Here is a 16,008-nt window from a genome sequence, read left to right as displayed (position 1 = left end):
TAATTATAGTGGTAGGTATATCTTAAAAATGGCAAAATGGTCCGGTTTGCCTATCGCTATAATTTTTCCGTTGTGGTTTTCTACAATACGCCTTACAATAGAGAGTCCTATTCCTGTAGATTTATCGTTCTCCTTGCTTTTTAGACGTTGAAATATGTCGAATATTTTCTCACTGAATTGCTGTTCAAAACCTATACCATTATCCTTAACTGTGATTTCGCAATACATTTTAGCTTCCTCTAGTCCCTGAACACCAAAAGACTGGCCTAAACCTTGCTTACTACCCACCTCGATCAGCAGCGGTCTTTTATCACTTTTAAAGCTCAAACTGTTGGCAAAGAGATTATAAAAGAGTTGCTCCATTTGAATGGGAACAATATTTAACGTGCACAAATCATTGGTATTAATAATAGCGTTGGATTCTTCCAACTGTGTACTTAATCTGGTTTTTGCCCGATTTACAAGAACATTTAAATCTAGTTCCTTAAAACTTTTAGGTTTAAACTCCGTCTCGGAATACGTTAAAAGGTCATTAAGAATGTTGCGCATTCTTGTGGCCGCCTTTTTAATCGACTTAAAATATTTTTTCCCTTTCTCCGAAAGATTCTTTTCTTCTTTCTTTTCTAACGTACTCGTTAAAATCTGGATTTTACGTAACGGCTCTTGCAAATCGTGACTGGAAATAAAATCATAGGTTGCAAGTTCAACATCCTTTTTCTTTATTGCGGTATCTTGCCTACGCATGGTCTCTAGGGCATCTAGATGAAAAGCGATTAATTCCGTAAACATAGAGAACATAGCTATAATTTCCGGGTTGTTCACCTTGTTCGGTTTAAGGTCCAGTGCACAAAGTGTCCCAAAAAACTCGCCGTTCTTTCTAACAATAGGTACGGAAATATAGCTTTGAAAACCATACTGCGCAGGTATAGGATGGTTATGATATACTTTATCTTTTTCCACGTGGTCTATAACTACCAGTTTATCGCTCTCACGCACCTGCTTACAAAAAGTAGTTTCTATTTCAAGTTCATCACCTACGGAAAGCCCAAAGGGTATAGCATCTAAAACCCCACAAGTTACCCATGTTTCATCGGTTACTCTGGCAATGGCCGCAAAGCCCATACCTGTAGCCCTGCAAACCACATCTAAAATAGTGGGCACTATGCTAATGGATTGGATATCTTCAATATCTTTCTGTAATGCACCTACTATTTCCATACGTATCTCTAGTCAAAACTTAACATTATGCTTCTCTAACTTGGGTTTCACAAAGGATTACGACAAGCGTAGAAACAAGGAATTCCAAACCGATTTATACCAATAATACGATTTTACTTTAATTTTTTTCTCCGGAAACCCATTTTTTTTCTTTGAAATTAATCTGTAAAGCACCTAAATTCCCTATATCACATAGAAATTAGATAGTTTTGCAGCTGAAAAAAATCACTTGCCGCATGAAACAACTTTTACCCATAAGCATAGCCCTTCTTTTCTTTTATAGCTCTAGTGCCCAATTGGTAAATATTGAATCTAAACGAATGCAGAAAGATTCCGTTCGTTTTGCATTAAAGAGCGATTTGCTTTTTAACTATACGGACAATAATGGGGCTTACATTCTTCAGGTAGGTTCCAATCTAACCACACAGGTAAAATCCAAAGACCTTAAGAAAATTTTCTTTTTCATAGGCAACTATAACCTTATTAGAAGTAAGGACGAAGATTTTCAAAACTCTTACTTTTTTCATGTTAGGTACAATCAAAAAATAACGGACCTATTTAGGTTGGAAGCTTTTATTCAAAACCAGAACAATACTTTGCTCACCATACGCAACAGGAGCTTGGTGGGCGCTGGTGTACGCTTAAAATTAGTTTCGGAAGATAATGCCAAAGTCTATTTTGGTAATGCCTACATGTATGAAATTGAAATTGAAAAAGATACCGAGGTACAATTCAACAATCACCGGAACAGTAGTTACCTTTCCGCCACTTACGCCTTTCCCAAAACGGGACTTGACTTTACGGGAACCTTGTACTTTCAGCCCTTATATCGTTATATAGCCAACCATCGCGTATTAAGTCAGCTTAAAGCAGAAATGCCCTTATCGGGACACTTAAGCATTTCTGCCTTATATAATTATTCGTATAGCAGCTTTTCGACCTCTACCGAAAGTGACCGTTCATCTAACTTAAAGTTGGGATTGACATTTTCCCTCTAAAAGAACAAACCTAACCTACCAAGGCCTTGCTCATAGCTTCTCCAATTTTAAGCAAACTATTGCGCTCGTCTTCCGTAAAATCATAGGGCACCGGTTTGGCTATGCCCAAGGTACCGTATAATTTTCCGTTAAGTAACATTGGTGCGGCAATGGAACCCTCTACTTTGGTTTCTTTGGCAGCAGGACGGGCAACACCGGAATCATCTGTCTGTAAATTACACATTTCTACGGCCTCTTTACGCTCTGCCGCAATACCTGCCATTCCTTTGCCTACGGGGATTGTAGTTAGTTTAGGTATTAGAAATGGAGGAATCCCTTTCTGAGCTTGCAATTGTAATAGTTCTGTTTTTTGATCTAAGAAATGAAGGGTTCCCGTGCTACAGTCAAAAACGCTAATTACATTTTCCAATACTTGTTGCCAATCTATGGTAGACAGCCTTAGGTCGGTTAAAATACGGTCTACGGTCAATTCTTGCTTATCACTCATATTCTTGATGTTTACTAAATAGATGGTTTGTCTCCTTAAAGTTTCTTCAGCCAGACCGGCCTGCCTACAAATCTACTAAAGTAATCCCTAGATAGTCCCACCCTATTGACATTGAAAAACTAAACCTTTGTTAAAAAAGAATGAACGTTCATTTTTATTCTTATCTTTGTACTAGAATTAGAAACAATGACAGAATTAACAAAGAGTCAAATTAAGAGAAACGCACTGGTCAAAGCTACAATTGAATTGGTGAACAACAGTGGTTTTCACGCTGCACCAATGTCCAAAATAGCTAAAATGGCCAATGTATCGCCTGCTACAATATACCTCTACTTTGAGAACAAACAGGATTTGGTAAACAAGGTGTACATAGAGGTAAAAGCAGCTTTTACAGATTACGCGTTTGCTACCTATGACCCCAACATGGAAGTTGAGGAAGGCTTTGAGGTTATATGGAAACGTATTGCCGATTTTAAACTGAAGGAATGCGAAGAAGCAATGTTCTTGGCACAGTGCGACAATACGCCTATGATAGACGAGCAAAGTCGAGAAGAAGGGATTAGGCACTTACAACCCCTGTTGGATTTGTGGGAGCGCGGTAAGAAGGAAGGCAAGATTAAGCCGTTATCGGATTACATCTTGTATGCCTACTCCATCAATCCTTTATCCTTCTTGATGATTACCCAAAAAAGAGGACGTTTTCAACTGAACGAAGACCACTTGGAAGAGGCCTATCAATCTGCATGGAACAGTATAAAAATATAAACACAATCTTTTTAAACATAACATACAAATGGAATTACTTGATAAATTAAATTGGAGATACGCTACAAAAGCAATGAACGGCGAAACCGTACCACAGGAAAAAGTGGACCGTATTATAGAAGCGGCCCGCCTTGCCCCTACTTCTAGTGGATTGCAGCCTTTTGAAATTATAGTGGTGACCAATCAAGAGTTAAAAGAAAAAATAAAGCCAGTGGCTTGGAACCAATCCGTGATTACAGATTCATCTCACTTATTGGTATTTGCCGCATGGGATAATTATACCGAGGAACGCATCAATAAGATGTTTGACCTTACCAATGAAATTCGTGGTTTTAAAAACGAAGGTTGGGAAAATTACAGACAACAACTATTGGGTATGTACCCACAACGTGACCCGGAAGTAAACTTCCAGCATGCCGCTAGACAAGCCTACATAGCATTTGCCGAAGCCCTTACCGCTGCCGCTTTTGAAGGAGTAGACTCCACGCCTATGGAAGGTTTTGACCCAGATGCCGTAGATGAAATTCTTGGTCTTAGGGCAAAAGGATTGCGTAGTTGTGTTTTACTGCCGATCGGTTATAGAAAAACGGAGGAAGATTGGTTGGCCAACTTGGTCAAGGTAAGAAAGAGTACAGAGGACTTAGTTACCGTAATGGACTAATTACAAAAAGAGAATACTATGAAAACTATCTTATTAAAAAATAGACCTAAAGGGAAACCTTCGGTTTCAGATTTTGAATTTATAGAGGATAATTCTTCTTTGGAAATCAAAGACGGAGAGTTGCTTTTGGAAACAGCATACGTTTCAGTAGACCCCTATTTAAGGGGAAGAATGAACGATGCCAAATCTTACGTGGCTCCTTTTGAATTGAATAAACCCGTGCATTCAGGTATTGTAGCAAAAGTTATAGCATCTAAGCACAACGAGTTTAAGAAGGGAGATTACCTTGCGGGCACCCTGGATTGGAAAACCGAACAGGTTTCCAATGGAGAAGGCCTTACTAAAGTTGATGCGGACAAAGCGCCGTTGAGTGCCTATTTGGGTATTCTGGGAATGACCGGTTTAACGGCCTATCTAGGGCTCAACGAAATTGGGAAACCTAAAAAAGGGGAAACCTTAGTGGTTTCCGGTGCGGCCGGTGCCGTAGGTAGTGTGGTAGGCCAAATTGGTAAAATACTGGGGCTTCATGTTGTTGGTATTGCAGGTAGTAATGAGAAAGTAGAGATGCTAAAATCTAAATTCGGTTTTGATGAGGGCATCAATTACAATACTACTGAAGATATGACTGCGGCCATTGCCAAAGCGGCACCAAACGGAGTGGATGTTTATTTTGATAACGTGGGCGGTCCTATTTCGGATGCGGTGTTATTCAATATCAATCATTTTGCAAGGATGGTTATTTGTGGTGCTATATCGGTTTACAACAATACAGAACTACCTAAGAGTGTAAGCGTTCAACCCTTTTTAGTGAAGAACAGTGCACTTATGCAAGGGTTTATTGTTTTCAATTATCAGGAAAAATACCCTGAGGCGCTTCAACAACTATCAACTTGGTTGGCCGAAGGTAAATTGACCTATAGCGAAACTATAGTAGAAGGTTTTGAAAATATCCCTCAAGCCTTTATCGATTTATTCGATGGAAAAAACAAGGGAAAAATGGTCGTTAAAATATAATGACCGAAGTAAAAAAAAGAAAAGAAACTATGACAAATTTTGAATTTAAGAATCCTACCAAAATTATTTTTGGAAAAGATACGATTAAGAAAATAACAGAAGAAATTCCTTCTGATGCCAAAGTATTATTGCTTTACGGTGGTGGAAGCATCAAAAAGAACGGAATTTATGACCAAGTTAAAAAAGCATTATCCAATGCTGATTTGGTTGAATTTGGTGGTATACCTGCCAACCCGGAATATGCAGTTCTAATGGATGCTCTAAAGTTGATCAAAGAAGAGAACATTACCTATTTGCTAGCTGTTGGTGGTGGTTCGGTTATTGACGGAACCAAGTTTTTATCGGCCGCTGCGGTTTATGAAGGTGATGAGCCATGGGACTTTGTAAAGAAAAGAGAGCCTATTAAAAAAGGAATGCCTTTTGGAACGGTCTTGACGTTGCCAGCTACTGGTTCAGAGATGAATTCGGGAACGGTAATTTCCAGAAAAGAAACCCAGGAAAAATTAGCTTTTGGAGGTCCTGCCCTATTCCCACAGTTTTCGGTATTGGATCCCCAGGTAATTACTTCTATTCCAGAAAGACAGTTGGTAAACGGTATCACTGATGCCTTTACTCATGTTCTTGAGCAATATATGACGTATCCGGCGGGCGGACTTTTACAAGACCGTTTTGCAGAAAGTATTTTACAGACTCTTATTGAGATTGCTCCTAGAGTAATTAAAGACCCTAGTGATTATGAGGCGGCGTCCAACTTTATGTGGAGCTGTACCATGGCACTAAACGGACTTATCCAACAAGGTGTTCCGGGTGACTGGGCCGTGCACATGATGGGCCACGAGCTTACCGCAATGTACGGAATTGATCATGCCAGAACTTTGGCGGTAGTTGCGCCAAGTCATTATAAATACAATTTTGAATCTAAAAAGGAGAAATTGGCTCAATATGGCGAACGTGTCTGGAATATTACCGAAGGTAGTATAGATGACAAAGCGTATGCCGCTATTGAAAAAACGGAAGCCTTCTTTAAGGAGTTGGGCATTGACACCAAACTATCCGATTATACTTCCGAGTATGAGGGTACAGGTGAAAAAATTGCGCAACGCTTTACCGATCGTGGCTGGAAAGGTCTTGGCGAGCGCCAGGCGTTAACCCCACAGGATGCCGAGAAAATCGTAAAAATGGCATATTAATAAATAAAACTTTAAAAACTTAAAAGATGAAAATACTATTCGTTTTAACCTCTCACGATAAATTGGGAGATACAGGTAAAAAAACTGGATTTTGGGTAGAAGAATTCGCAAATCCATACTATACATTATTGGACAAAGGTGCAGATATTACCTTGGCAACACCAAAAGGTGGCGCTGCTCCCATTGACCCAAGCAGTAACACTCCAGACGCAAGTACTGCAGATACGGAGCGTTTTGAGAAAGACCCCGTAGCACAGGAAAAAATCAAGAACACAAAAGTATTGGCAGATATGAATGCGGATGATTTTGATGCGGTTTTCTATCCCGGTGGCCATGGTCCGTTATGGGATTTGGCAAATGACGCCAATTCAATTGCTTTGATCGAAAAATTCAATGAGCAGAAAAAACCTATCGCTTTTGTATGTCACGCTCCCGCCGCTCTAAAAAGTGTAAAAGGAAATGACGGTGAATTCTTGGTAAAAGGTAAAAAAGTTACCGGATTCACAAATACCGAAGAAGATGCTGTTCAGCTTACGGATGTTGTTCCGTTCTTGGTTGAGAATGCATTGAAAGAAAATGGAGGTATCTACTCTAAAGGTGAAGATTGGGCAGCTTACGCATTGCAAGACGGCAACCTGATTACAGGTCAAAATCCTGCTTCATCTGAACTTGTAGCCGAAAAACTTTTGGCTAGTTTAAACTAATTGTAGTTCCCCCGATTTTCCAAAAAAGCTTACCGGTCTTGCCGGTAAGCTTTTTTTAATTCTAAAAATTAAACGGCTCTGGATTACACCCTTAGTCTACCTCAGTTTTCATTTTTGTTCTGAATATACCTTGGAGCACTTTCAACTCTTTCTTGTACTTTAAATCGGTTCGGGATGCAAAATACAAGGTGTTTTCCGTTTTTACTCTTCCGTCCCAAATACGCTTGATTTCATTATTGGAAATTGCCTCATGGCATAAAAAATCAGGAACTAGGGCCAATCCATTTTCATTACTCAAACACCTTATAATAGAGCCAATATTGGGCAGAATATAATTGGGTTTAAAACTAGGGCGCTTTTTAAAGTTTTCATACCAGAAACGTCTAAAGTGCTCCATTTCATTAGACGCACTATACCATGTATTCCGCTGAAGTTCTTCTTCCAGTTCCTCATAATTGTGGGACTTTATATGGGCTTCTACCGCAGAGGTATCTGTCTTGATTCCAGCAATTAAAATAATCCGCTCTTTTGAAAAAGCCGTGTATTCTACTAGAGATTTTTTATCACTTTGTTTTCTTGGTGTAATTACTAAATCCAATAATCCATTGTTTAAGTCCTTTATCAAATCCGTATGTGCTCCAAACTTGGCAACCAAATCAAACTCTAATTTGGGAATTTCGTGCTCAATACTGTGTTGGAACATTTCGGAACACATCCCCACATGTAACGATGGATTTTTTTCTTGGGTAGTTTTTTTAAAATGTTGTTCCGCTATCTCTAGCTTGTTAATAGATTCTATGATGTATTCGTACAAAAATTTTCCCTCTTCCGTTGGAATCATTTTTCTTGAGGTGCGTTCAAATAGCTTTTTACCCACATAGGCCTCTAAGGCGTTTAGGTGGACGCTTACCCCAGGCTGCGAGGCATATAACGCTACGGAAGCTTTAGTTAAAGTTCCGTTTTCATATATCTCTTTAAACGTCCGGTACCATTCCAAATTCACCATATCTATAAATTTATTGATACAAAGGTATGATTTGTATTATTTTTACAATAGATGTTATGACTTTAATTTTGTCTTGAATTTAAAAAAAGACAGATGAAAAATATTTTTATTATAAATGGAAGCCATCCTTTTGCGCATTCCGGAGGAAAGTTCAACGAGTCCCTGTTTGAAACTACGGTTGCCTATTTTAAGGCGTTAGATGATACCGCCGTACAGACTACACAAGTGGGTGATTCCTATGACCCATTGGAAGAAGTTGAAAAGTTTAAATGGGCAGATTTGATTATTTACCACACGCCTATTTGGTGGTTTCAATTGCCATTTGGTTTTAAGCAATATATTGATGTGGTATTTACGGAAGGACATCAAAACGGTATCTATACCAGTGATGGCCGAAGCAGTAAAAATCCGGATATCAATTACGGAACCGGAGGTTTAATGCAGGGAAAAAAATACATTTTAACCACAAGTTGGAATGCCCCTAAAGCTGCCTTTACTTTAGAAAATGAGTTCTTTGAGCAAAAAAGTGTTGACGATGGGGTTATGTTCGGTTTTCATAAAATGAATGCTTTTACGGGTTTAGAACGCTTAGCTACGCATCACTTTCACGATATGGAGAAAAATGCCAACGTACCCTTAGAACTGGAGAAATACAACACTTTTTTAAATGAAATCACGCAACTTCAAGGGGTATAAACTGTTGAATATCTCATAAATCTCAGGCTACTAATTGTAATTTATTACGCAGCAGTTAAGTTTTGAAGCCCCGTAGGCATATATATTCCAATCTAACAAAAGAGCTTACCGGAAAAACCGGTAAGCTCTTAAAGTTTACTTATAAAGTTGGACTAAACAGCCGTTTTTTTGCATTCTACGAAATACATAGGTTGGCTCTCCTCTACCTCTGTAATTTTAAAGAGTCCATACTTTTCAAACTCCGTTTGTACGGATGCCTTATCATAATAAAATAATTGTACGCCTTGGTGAAATTCGTATCGGTCCTGACCAATTAATTTTCCCTTTCCAAAATTAGGGGCGTTTTTTGTTATGGCCGTAAACACCATAGTCCCATTTTCCGTCAATTGATTATAACAATCCTGAATAAGCTTGGCGCGTTCCTTAACATCCAATAAATGGATGAGGGCGTAACAAAAAATTCCGTCGTACTTAACATCGTCAAATGGCATATCTCCTACTGAACCGCAATGAAAACTCATAGTATTGCCGTAATGTTTTTTGGCTAGTTCTATAGCGGTTTTGGATATTTCAATGCCGGTAACCTGCATACCTTCCTCTACAAAAAGTTGTGCATTTCGACCATAACCAACACCTGGAACAAGGATATTTTTGGCGGATTGCCCAACAAAAAGGTCTCTGGCCAACAAAGCGGATTTTGCAGGCTTTAAGCCCCACATTTCTTGTTTGTTAACAAAATTATCTTCCCAAAATTCAGCCATTTTAACGGGTTGTATTTGTCTTAAAATTCCTCATGGGCCAGCTCCATATTCACTATTGCACCGGCCTTATTACCTTCTGCAACGGCCGATGCTACAGACCGTAAGCGAGTAGTATTGTCCCCACACGCAAACAATCCGGGAACTGTGGTTTTTTGCATGGCATCCACCTCTATATAACCTTGTTCGTTCAACTCACATCCTAAATGAGCCGGTATATCCGAATGTTGTGTAAAGGGTAGACTCGCATAAGTAGCATCAAAAGCTTCTTTACTTCCATCCTTAAAAATCACATTTCTAATATACCCATTTTCATGTTCGATCTCGGATATCTCTTTTTCAATAATGCGTATGTTATTCTTTTGGAGCTTCAACAGCTGTTCCTCATTAAAATCGGCTGGTCCATTGGTTAAAACCGTGAGGTCATTCGTAAGATTATGAACCAAGGACGCCAAGTGCATTGCCCTATCTCCATTGGCCATCAAACCTGTTTTTTTATTTCTTATTTCATATCCGTGGCAATACGGACAATGAACAACCGAGATTCCCCAACAGCTAGAAAAGCCTTTTATATTGGGCATTACATCATGAATTCCAGTAGCAAAAATCACTTTCTTTCCTGTATATATTTTTTCTGATTGCGTTATAATCTGAAAATTTTCACCCAATGTATTTCCCGTTACGGCAATATCATTAACAAAAGTAACCGTCTCATAGGCTAACACCTGAGACTTGGCCTTTTCAGTTATAGCACTTGGTTTTTCCCCATCAAGGGTTATAAAATTATGGGAATGTGGCGTTTGCCTGTTACAGGGCTTACCGCCATCTATAATAAGTACGTTTCGTAAGGAGCGCCCCAAAGCCATTGCCGCCGAGAGTCCTGCGTAACTTCCACCTACTATTATTACATCAAAATTTGTATCTGTAGTCATAACATTATTTTTTAATGCGAATTTGTCGCATTAGTACACTTTGCAAATATAGTGGATTTTCGTATTATTGCAACACAGTAGCATTTAATTTTAAAATGCTTTTATTATGAAAAGACGAAATACGCCAACCAAGGAAGCGGTACTTTCTGTTTTAAGCTCTACCACCAAAGCCATGAGCCAAAATGCCATTGAGCAAAAAATAGACATGGACATTGACCGGGCTACTATTTACCGGGTATTGAACCGCTTTTGTGATGATGGAGTTCTGCATAAGGTGGTAGCAGATGATGGCAAGCAGTATTTTGCCCTTTGTATAAAGTGCGATGAAAAGGAGAAACCATTACACCACTTTCATTTTAGGTGCACCCAATGCGAGACTATAGAATGTTTGCCCGTTCCCGTAAACTTTTCACTGGACCATGGCTATGATGTACAAAGTGTAAATTGTGTGCTTACCGGGGTTTGTAACGACTGTAGTTAATGCCACTACTCTCCCTAGTTTTACTTTAGTTTCTTTTTAAGCCGGACAATACCTCCAGTAATCAGAGCCGGGACTGCAGTAAGAACAGCTACCTTAACAAAAGGCAAGACATATCGCATCCAACTTTTCCCTAGGTTCTTGGGTTCTTCGCCTGTAGAGATTTGCACACCTTCCCTAAAACCTTCGGCCCAAGAACTATATTCTACAAAATAAATCAAGAAAGATAGTATAATACTTAAACCCAATAGAAACATCAGCTGGCGGGACCTATTGGAAAGGATAGTGCCCACGTAGGTCAGGTGATGTACATCTGCCTTAAACTTGAGTTTACCAAAGGCCCCTACTATCCAGCGCCAATGCAGGGCAATGTGAATTCCAAAAATAAGCATGAAGAGCGCAGCACTCACGTCATGGATTTTAGTCCAAAAATTATCTGGTTGAGGATGCATTCCAAAAAGGGGTAAAACCGACTCCGATATGGCGATTCCCGAAACCGTTAGCACAATCATAAACAGGTACAACGTCCAATTTAGAACATAGTCAAAACGAGTCTTATTAGGCGCTTTCTTAAAAAACTTTTTTGAGTTTGTTGTTATCCAGTTCCAATTGATGATAAGGTGCAAAAAAAACGGTAAAATAATTACAAAGCTACCCCATTCGTGAATTGGAATTCCCGTGGTCTGCGGTACGAGTACCAAAATCATTAGCGCTAAAAAGAACAGATCTACGTAGATTCTAATTTTTGAAGTTTTCTTTTTCCGTGGAATTTCACTCATCTGGATATGCTGTTTTTGACAAGCAAAGATGTAATTTACACTTGCCCGAATAAAGGTAAAAGAAGGTAATGGGTGGTAAATGTGATACCCAAAGCAAGATGGCTCTGTCTTCTATGCATCAAAAGAAGTCTATTCCAGCCCTTTTTTTTCCGGGTTCCAAAAAGGTTTGGTCTTAATTTGTTTGGTGCTCCAATTGAGTTGCTTTCTAAAATACTGGTTCAGGGCTAAACAAAGTCTACTATCCCCAGCAATATAGACCATCTTTGTACCTTTTAACTTAGCCAGTAATTCTTCCAGCTTTAGTTGTATTTCTTCAAATGGGTTTTGCTCCATTTCGTAGAAATTAAAAGGTGTTTTTCCGTCTACGTCCGCAAAGAGTTCGGTCATATCTTGACTGTAAATAATGCTTTCTATCTGTTTCTCTGCGGGTAAATTGCGTTTGATCATATAAAGGTGCGACAAGGCCGATAAGTCTCCGATCATGAGATAACTATCCGCTTGGTCATCCAACAGAAAATTCCCTTTTTTCCATTTAAAATGTACCGTGGTATCCGTTTGGCAGTTTTTGACCCAATTCGCCCCTATTCCACCACTATGGGTAGCGATGGCTAGGTCTATGGTCTCATTTTCGCGATTTATATCCCAAACGCTATAGCTCCTTACTTTGTCCTTTATGGACAAATCTTCTTGCCCTATACCAACCCCCAAACGAACAAAATAGCCTGGTTTAAAATCTACATTCCTAATATGGGCACCTTTAATCCTAACTTTATAAACGGATTCCGATAATTGCTCTTTATAGGTAATCGTTCCTTTTTCCAGTACTTTTTTTATGAGAGTCTCAACTATTCCCATGGGGTATATTTTATGCGAATTATAATTATTTTTTAATAAACGGCCATGACTTTTGTATATCACAACCTAATGAAAAATCCAAATGATGCTCCTATGCTGGAATCAACGGATTGATTCCAATTGGACTAATGACGTACGTAATGGTTTAATGGAAATTTGTGTTTTAACTATTCCTTATAATCTACACTATCAAGTATGAAATCTACTATAGGCGCGGGATCTTTCAAGCTGTGCGGATGATGACCTACCCCCTCTTTTCGGATAAGCTTCATGGTGCCCCCAGCAGCTTCAAATTTTTCTTTGAGCAATGCCGTGTTTTCCTCAAAAGGAACCACCATATCTACAACTCCGTACACGTGTAGAACAGGAATACCGGCTTCTGCCACCTTTACAGCTGTATGGATTGGAATACCTTTAAAACTTTTTACGGAAACCGAGTCCAGCCCATGGGCCACTAAGCAACGTTCCCAATCTTTGGGACTTCCTTCTCCGCTGTACAGACCTCCCGGCCAACTTTTAATATCACACACCGGGGCATCGGCATAGATGGTAAAAACCTTGTCCGTGTTTTGTGCCGCCCAATTGTATATGATCAGTCCGCCACGGCTCAAGCCTTCCAGCACCACCTTTTTGTTCAATTTATATTCTGAAATGCAATAGGCATAAAAATCGTTCCAGAGCTGTACGGCCTGTTCATTCCCGAATAAATGCGCCACATCTACGTAAACCACATGAAACCCTTTTTCCAGAAGGGCTTTATCTACCTGTGGTTCAGCACCCCAAAAACGGGCACGCCAAATCCAGTAGCCATTAGCATTTGCTTTCTTGGGAAATACCACCTTGGCATCACGCCCCTGAAACACAAACTCTTTTACCTCATATTCCGAAAAAACCGAATCTTTTGCAAAGGCCGTTAGCGAAACAAAAAGCGTAATCAGAACAAGAATATGGGTGGTGTTTTGTTTCATTTTTTGGTTGAGTTAATATGGGTTGAAAAATGGGTTTGTATTTAAAAGTGGAGATGATGATTTTGATTGTTTTTGATATGAGTTAGATGCTTGTGACAATAGGGGATAAATATCAAAAATCAGTTTTATTTCTCTTCATTATATCAGCAATTCTTTCTTAACCTCTAGTATAAATTCGTTGTAAGCTTTTTCTACTAAACCATTAGATTTATTAAGCTCTGATTGAACCTTCCTATGATTTAAGTGATATTCGTCCCAATTATCATTGCTAGGCTTTTTAGGGAAGAAGTACCTTTGACTTCTCCTTACTTTATCAATTACGTCTTTTGTTATTTCTATTCCTGCAGCTTCGTAGTTACTAATATTATCTTCACTAATATGATTCTCTGGAACAAAATATAATCCACATAATCCAGAAAATTCATTTAAAGCATCCCTAAAAACCAAGCCCTTCTTTCGAATTGAATCATTGAGAAAACAATTTTCTGGTTTGTCCAAATACTTGATAGTTTCATCCCAAATGTCATAATAAAATCCGGTGGTTCGCAAATTTGAACTTGTAAAATTCAAACTGCTCATCAAAACATCACCACTAATGACACTTTTAAATTGCCTAAAGTTTTCTTCATCAATACTATTTTTATCATTTGAACTAGCTCTATGCACAATATCATCATAATCCTCAATTATTCGTTTTATCGAATTCTTGAGTAAATCTTCTAAGCCTTTCCTACTTTTTGGTGAATATTGAGATATTCTATTTTGTTTAATATCAAAGGGTAGGTCTTCTATTTTGCAAATAGAATTATTTATAACACAAATAATTCTTTCCCAACCCAAACAGTGAATTGCATAACCTAATTCAACAAGCACATTAGGATTTGGTGTCTTTTTCTGCCTAATTATTCTAGAAAAGAAATTCTCGTTTACTAACGTAACATCACATATAAATATATCAGAGTTTTCAATCTTCTTAAAAATTGAATCAACAATGTTGGGACTTCCTGATAGTTTTTGTGTATCCTTATCCAATGATAACTCTAAATCAATATCACTTTTTAAAACCTTTATAGATTTTTCAATTGATTTTTTTATTAGATAATTATTTTCCTTCTTATCAGTGTCAGATTGCCAAGAATAAAATATCGTAAAATGTTTTTTTGTCATTTTCAATATATCTATAATAGGTTCATACAAATAACTCTTATTAGGTTATCTACAACAAATCTGACTGTATTTTAAATATTTTTGAGTAATTCAGTTATAAACAGAAATACTTGTAATATTTCCTACTCTACACTCGCCACTTGGCTACTTCCATCATCATAACTTACTCGGTAGATCGCATCACCAAAATCATCGGAAATTAATAAAGACCCATCTTTTAGGAACAGCACATCTACCGGTCTACCAAATGCTTCTTGGCTTTCTTCATCTAGCCAACCTTCTAAAAAGGTTTCATAAGCTACCGCCTCATTGTTTTCAAACTTTACCAAAGAAATACGGTACCCGGATTTTTTGGAACGGTTCCAAGAGCCGTGTTCCGCTATAAAAGCGTACTGCTTGTACTTCTCAGGAAACATATCTCCGGTATAAAACTTTACCCCCAACGGAGCCACATGGGCACCTAAATTCTGTACGGGCGCCACAAAATCCGAGCAAGGGCGTTGGTCCCCAAATTCAGGATCTTTAATGGTTCCGCCATGACAAAACGGATATCCAAAATGCTGGCCGGCTTCCGTAACACGGTTCAACTCACATGGGGGAATATCATCGCCCATCATATCCCTACCGTTATCCGTAAAGTACATTTCCTTGGTTTCCGGGTGCCAGGTAAAACCAACTGTATTCCGTACACCATGCGCATAGATCTCACGGTTGCTTCCGTCAGGATCCATACGGGTAATGGAGGCAAAACGTTTGTCCACTACGGTAGAATCACAAATATTACAAGGTGCTCCTACTGGTACATACAATTTATCGTCCGGACCAAAAGCAATGTATTTCCAACCATGGTGAAAAGCTTCCGGATAATCATCATAAATAACCTTTCGCTCGGGAACACTGTCCAGATTAGCTTCAATATTATCGTAACGGTACAAAGTACTTACATCTGCCACATAAAGCGATCCGTTTCTATAGGCAATTCCGTTAGGAGATTCCAAAGTGGTGTCCAACTCAATTACCTTATCTGCTCTAAAATCCCTATCACGGTCCTGAATGGCATATACTTTCTTCTCGTTCCTGGTACCTACGAACAAAGTACCGTCATCTCCCATAGCCATGGAACGCGCGCCATCAACACTATCTGCATACACCTCAATCTTAAACCCGTCCGGCAGTTTCAGACGATCTATGGGCAGTTTGGATTCCGGTTCATCATAAGTTACCATGGGCTCTTTTTCTTGGGCCTTTTGTTTTTTCTCGTTACAGGCCGTAAAACCTACAAGCGCAGCGGCAAGCAAAACAGCTTTAAGGGAATAGTTTTTCATGTGTTTG

General features: G+C 38.9%; 18 protein-coding genes. 8 read left to right on the top strand and 10 right to left on the bottom strand.

Annotation, left to right across the window (positions count from 1 at the left end; translation table 11 throughout):
* Positions 1-3 precede the first annotated feature (3 nt).
* Complete coding sequence (locus KO513_RS01670) at positions 4-1,218, bottom strand: sensor histidine kinase (RefSeq protein WP_215912006.1); 1,215 nt, start codon at positions 1,216-1,218, stop codon at positions 4-6.
* A gap of 236 nt (positions 1,219-1,454) precedes the next feature.
* Between KO513_RS01670 and KO513_RS01665 the strand changes: the two genes are divergently transcribed.
* Entirely contained in the window at positions 1,455-2,216 is a 762-nt protein-coding gene (locus KO513_RS01665; protein WP_215912005.1) for a DUF481 domain-containing protein, read from the top strand.
* Between the two features lie 10 nt (positions 2,217-2,226).
* On the opposite strand, the gene KO513_RS01660 is transcribed toward KO513_RS01665, so the two are convergent.
* Entirely contained in the window at positions 2,227-2,703 is a 477-nt protein-coding gene (locus KO513_RS01660; protein WP_215912004.1) for a GAF domain-containing protein, read from the bottom strand.
* 186 nt (positions 2,704-2,889) lie between these two features.
* On the opposite strand from KO513_RS01660, the gene KO513_RS01655 reads away from it, so the two are divergent.
* The 5 genes from KO513_RS01655 to KO513_RS01635 are packed head-to-tail and all read left to right on the top strand — an operon-like array spanning position 2,890 to position 7,037.
* Positions 2,890-3,468, top strand: coding sequence for a TetR/AcrR family transcriptional regulator (locus tag KO513_RS01655; RefSeq protein ID WP_215912003.1), 579 nt, complete (start codon positions 2,890-2,892; stop codon positions 3,466-3,468).
* A gap of 28 nt (positions 3,469-3,496) precedes the next feature.
* Positions 3,497-4,129, top strand: a complete 633-nt coding sequence (locus tag KO513_RS01650) for a nitroreductase family protein (protein WP_215912002.1) — start codon at positions 3,497-3,499, stop codon at positions 4,127-4,129.
* An 18-nt stretch (positions 4,130-4,147) separates the two neighbouring features.
* Positions 4,148-5,143, top strand: a complete 996-nt coding sequence (locus KO513_RS01645; protein ID WP_215912001.1) for an NADP-dependent oxidoreductase — start codon at positions 4,148-4,150, stop codon at positions 5,141-5,143.
* A 29-nt stretch (positions 5,144-5,172) separates the two neighbouring features.
* Entirely contained in the window at positions 5,173-6,333 is a 1,161-nt protein-coding gene (locus KO513_RS01640) for an iron-containing alcohol dehydrogenase (protein WP_215912132.1), read from the top strand.
* Between the two features lie 26 nt (positions 6,334-6,359).
* Positions 6,360-7,037, top strand: coding sequence for a type 1 glutamine amidotransferase domain-containing protein (locus KO513_RS01635; protein ID WP_215912000.1), 678 nt, complete (start codon positions 6,360-6,362; stop codon positions 7,035-7,037).
* 91 nt (positions 7,038-7,128) lie between these two features.
* Here KO513_RS01635 and KO513_RS01630 read toward each other — a convergent pair whose 3' ends face one another.
* On the bottom strand, positions 7,129-8,043 hold the full coding sequence (locus KO513_RS01630; protein WP_215911999.1) for a LysR family transcriptional regulator: 915 nt from the start codon (positions 8,041-8,043) through the stop codon (positions 7,129-7,131).
* Positions 8,044-8,136: 93 nt separating this feature from the next.
* Between KO513_RS01630 and KO513_RS01625 the strand changes: the two genes are divergently transcribed.
* Positions 8,137-8,739: an NAD(P)H-dependent oxidoreductase gene (locus KO513_RS01625; protein WP_215911998.1), complete on the top strand. Its 603-nt coding sequence runs from the start codon at positions 8,137-8,139 to the stop codon at positions 8,737-8,739.
* Between the two features lie 152 nt (positions 8,740-8,891).
* On the opposite strand, the gene KO513_RS01620 is transcribed toward KO513_RS01625, so the two are convergent.
* Together KO513_RS01620 and KO513_RS01615 are read right to left on the bottom strand one after the other, a co-directional pair.
* A complete protein-coding gene (locus KO513_RS01620; RefSeq protein ID WP_215911997.1) occupies positions 8,892-9,500 on the bottom strand; it encodes a class I SAM-dependent methyltransferase in 609 nt (202 codons plus the stop codon).
* Between the two features lie 20 nt (positions 9,501-9,520).
* Entirely contained in the window at positions 9,521-10,429 is a 909-nt protein-coding gene (locus tag KO513_RS01615; protein WP_215911996.1) for an NAD(P)/FAD-dependent oxidoreductase, read from the bottom strand.
* A 106-nt stretch (positions 10,430-10,535) separates the two neighbouring features.
* Here KO513_RS01615 and KO513_RS01610 point away from each other — a divergent pair, with 106 nt between their 5' ends.
* Positions 10,536-10,910: a Fur family transcriptional regulator gene (locus KO513_RS01610; RefSeq protein ID WP_215911995.1), complete on the top strand. Its 375-nt coding sequence runs from the start codon at positions 10,536-10,538 to the stop codon at positions 10,908-10,910.
* A 20-nt stretch (positions 10,911-10,930) separates the two neighbouring features.
* Here the strand turns inward: KO513_RS01610 and KO513_RS01605 are convergent, their stop codons facing one another.
* The 5 genes from KO513_RS01605 to KO513_RS01585 form a co-directional block, all read right to left on the bottom strand.
* Positions 10,931-11,686, bottom strand: coding sequence for a DUF4405 domain-containing protein (locus tag KO513_RS01605; RefSeq protein ID WP_215911994.1), 756 nt, complete (start codon positions 11,684-11,686; stop codon positions 10,931-10,933).
* Positions 11,687-11,815: 129 nt separating this feature from the next.
* The gene (locus tag KO513_RS01600) at positions 11,816-12,541 is read right to left on the bottom strand and encodes a siderophore-interacting protein (protein WP_215911993.1); all 726 of its coding nucleotides are present in this window, start codon (positions 12,539-12,541) and stop codon (positions 11,816-11,818) included.
* A gap of 167 nt (positions 12,542-12,708) precedes the next feature.
* Entirely contained in the window at positions 12,709-13,509 is an 801-nt protein-coding gene (locus KO513_RS01595) for an alpha/beta hydrolase (protein ID WP_215911992.1), read from the bottom strand.
* Positions 13,510-13,647: 138 nt separating this feature from the next.
* On the bottom strand, positions 13,648-14,676 hold the full coding sequence (locus tag KO513_RS01590) for a TIR domain-containing protein (protein WP_215911991.1): 1,029 nt from the start codon (positions 14,674-14,676) through the stop codon (positions 13,648-13,650).
* A gap of 122 nt (positions 14,677-14,798) precedes the next feature.
* The gene (locus KO513_RS01585; RefSeq protein ID WP_215911990.1) at positions 14,799-16,001 is read right to left on the bottom strand and encodes a PQQ-dependent sugar dehydrogenase; all 1,203 of its coding nucleotides are present in this window, start codon (positions 15,999-16,001) and stop codon (positions 14,799-14,801) included.
* Positions 16,002-16,008 lie beyond the last annotated feature (7 nt).

The organism is Zobellia sp. B3R18 (genome assembly GCF_018860715.1).
GTDB classification, from domain to species: domain Bacteria; phylum Bacteroidota; class Bacteroidia; order Flavobacteriales; family Flavobacteriaceae; genus Zobellia; species Zobellia russellii.
This window is presented reverse-complemented; position numbering and strand designations above follow the sequence as displayed.

Excerpts from the sequence above, each read along its gene's own strand:
- KO513_RS01670 (WP_215912006.1), bottom strand. The coding sequence starts at position 1,218 with ATGGAAATAGTAGGTGCATTACAGAAAGATATTGAAGATATCCAATCC.
- KO513_RS01665 (WP_215912005.1), top strand. The coding sequence starts at position 1,455 with ATGAAACAACTTTTACCCATAAGCATAGCCCTTCTTTTCTTTTATAGC.
- KO513_RS01660 (WP_215912004.1), bottom strand. The coding sequence starts at position 2,703 with ATGAGTGATAAGCAAGAATTGACCGTAGACCGTATTTTAACCGACCTA.
- KO513_RS01655 (WP_215912003.1), top strand. The coding sequence starts at position 2,890 with ATGACAGAATTAACAAAGAGTCAAATTAAGAGAAACGCACTGGTCAAA.
- KO513_RS01650 (WP_215912002.1), top strand. The coding sequence starts at position 3,497 with ATGGAATTACTTGATAAATTAAATTGGAGATACGCTACAAAAGCAATG.
- KO513_RS01645 (WP_215912001.1), top strand. The coding sequence starts at position 4,148 with ATGAAAACTATCTTATTAAAAAATAGACCTAAAGGGAAACCTTCGGTT.
- KO513_RS01640 (WP_215912132.1), top strand. The coding sequence starts at position 5,173 with ATGACAAATTTTGAATTTAAGAATCCTACCAAAATTATTTTTGGAAAA.
- KO513_RS01635 (WP_215912000.1), top strand. The coding sequence starts at position 6,360 with ATGAAAATACTATTCGTTTTAACCTCTCACGATAAATTGGGAGATACA.
- KO513_RS01630 (WP_215911999.1), bottom strand. The coding sequence starts at position 8,043 with ATGGTGAATTTGGAATGGTACCGGACGTTTAAAGAGATATATGAAAAC.
- KO513_RS01625 (WP_215911998.1), top strand. The coding sequence starts at position 8,137 with ATGAAAAATATTTTTATTATAAATGGAAGCCATCCTTTTGCGCATTCC.
- KO513_RS01620 (WP_215911997.1), bottom strand. The coding sequence starts at position 9,500 with ATGGCTGAATTTTGGGAAGATAATTTTGTTAACAAACAAGAAATGTGG.
- KO513_RS01615 (WP_215911996.1), bottom strand. The coding sequence starts at position 10,429 with ATGACTACAGATACAAATTTTGATGTAATAATAGTAGGTGGAAGTTAC.
- KO513_RS01610 (WP_215911995.1), top strand. The coding sequence starts at position 10,536 with ATGAAAAGACGAAATACGCCAACCAAGGAAGCGGTACTTTCTGTTTTA.
- KO513_RS01605 (WP_215911994.1), bottom strand. The coding sequence starts at position 11,686 with ATGAGTGAAATTCCACGGAAAAAGAAAACTTCAAAAATTAGAATCTAC.
- KO513_RS01600 (WP_215911993.1), bottom strand. The coding sequence starts at position 12,541 with ATGGGAATAGTTGAGACTCTCATAAAAAAAGTACTGGAAAAAGGAACG.
- KO513_RS01595 (WP_215911992.1), bottom strand. The coding sequence starts at position 13,509 with ATGAAACAAAACACCACCCATATTCTTGTTCTGATTACGCTTTTTGTT.
- KO513_RS01590 (WP_215911991.1), bottom strand. The coding sequence starts at position 14,676 with ATGACAAAAAAACATTTTACGATATTTTATTCTTGGCAATCTGACACT.
- KO513_RS01585 (WP_215911990.1), bottom strand. The coding sequence starts at position 16,001 with ATGAAAAACTATTCCCTTAAAGCTGTTTTGCTTGCCGCTGCGCTTGTA.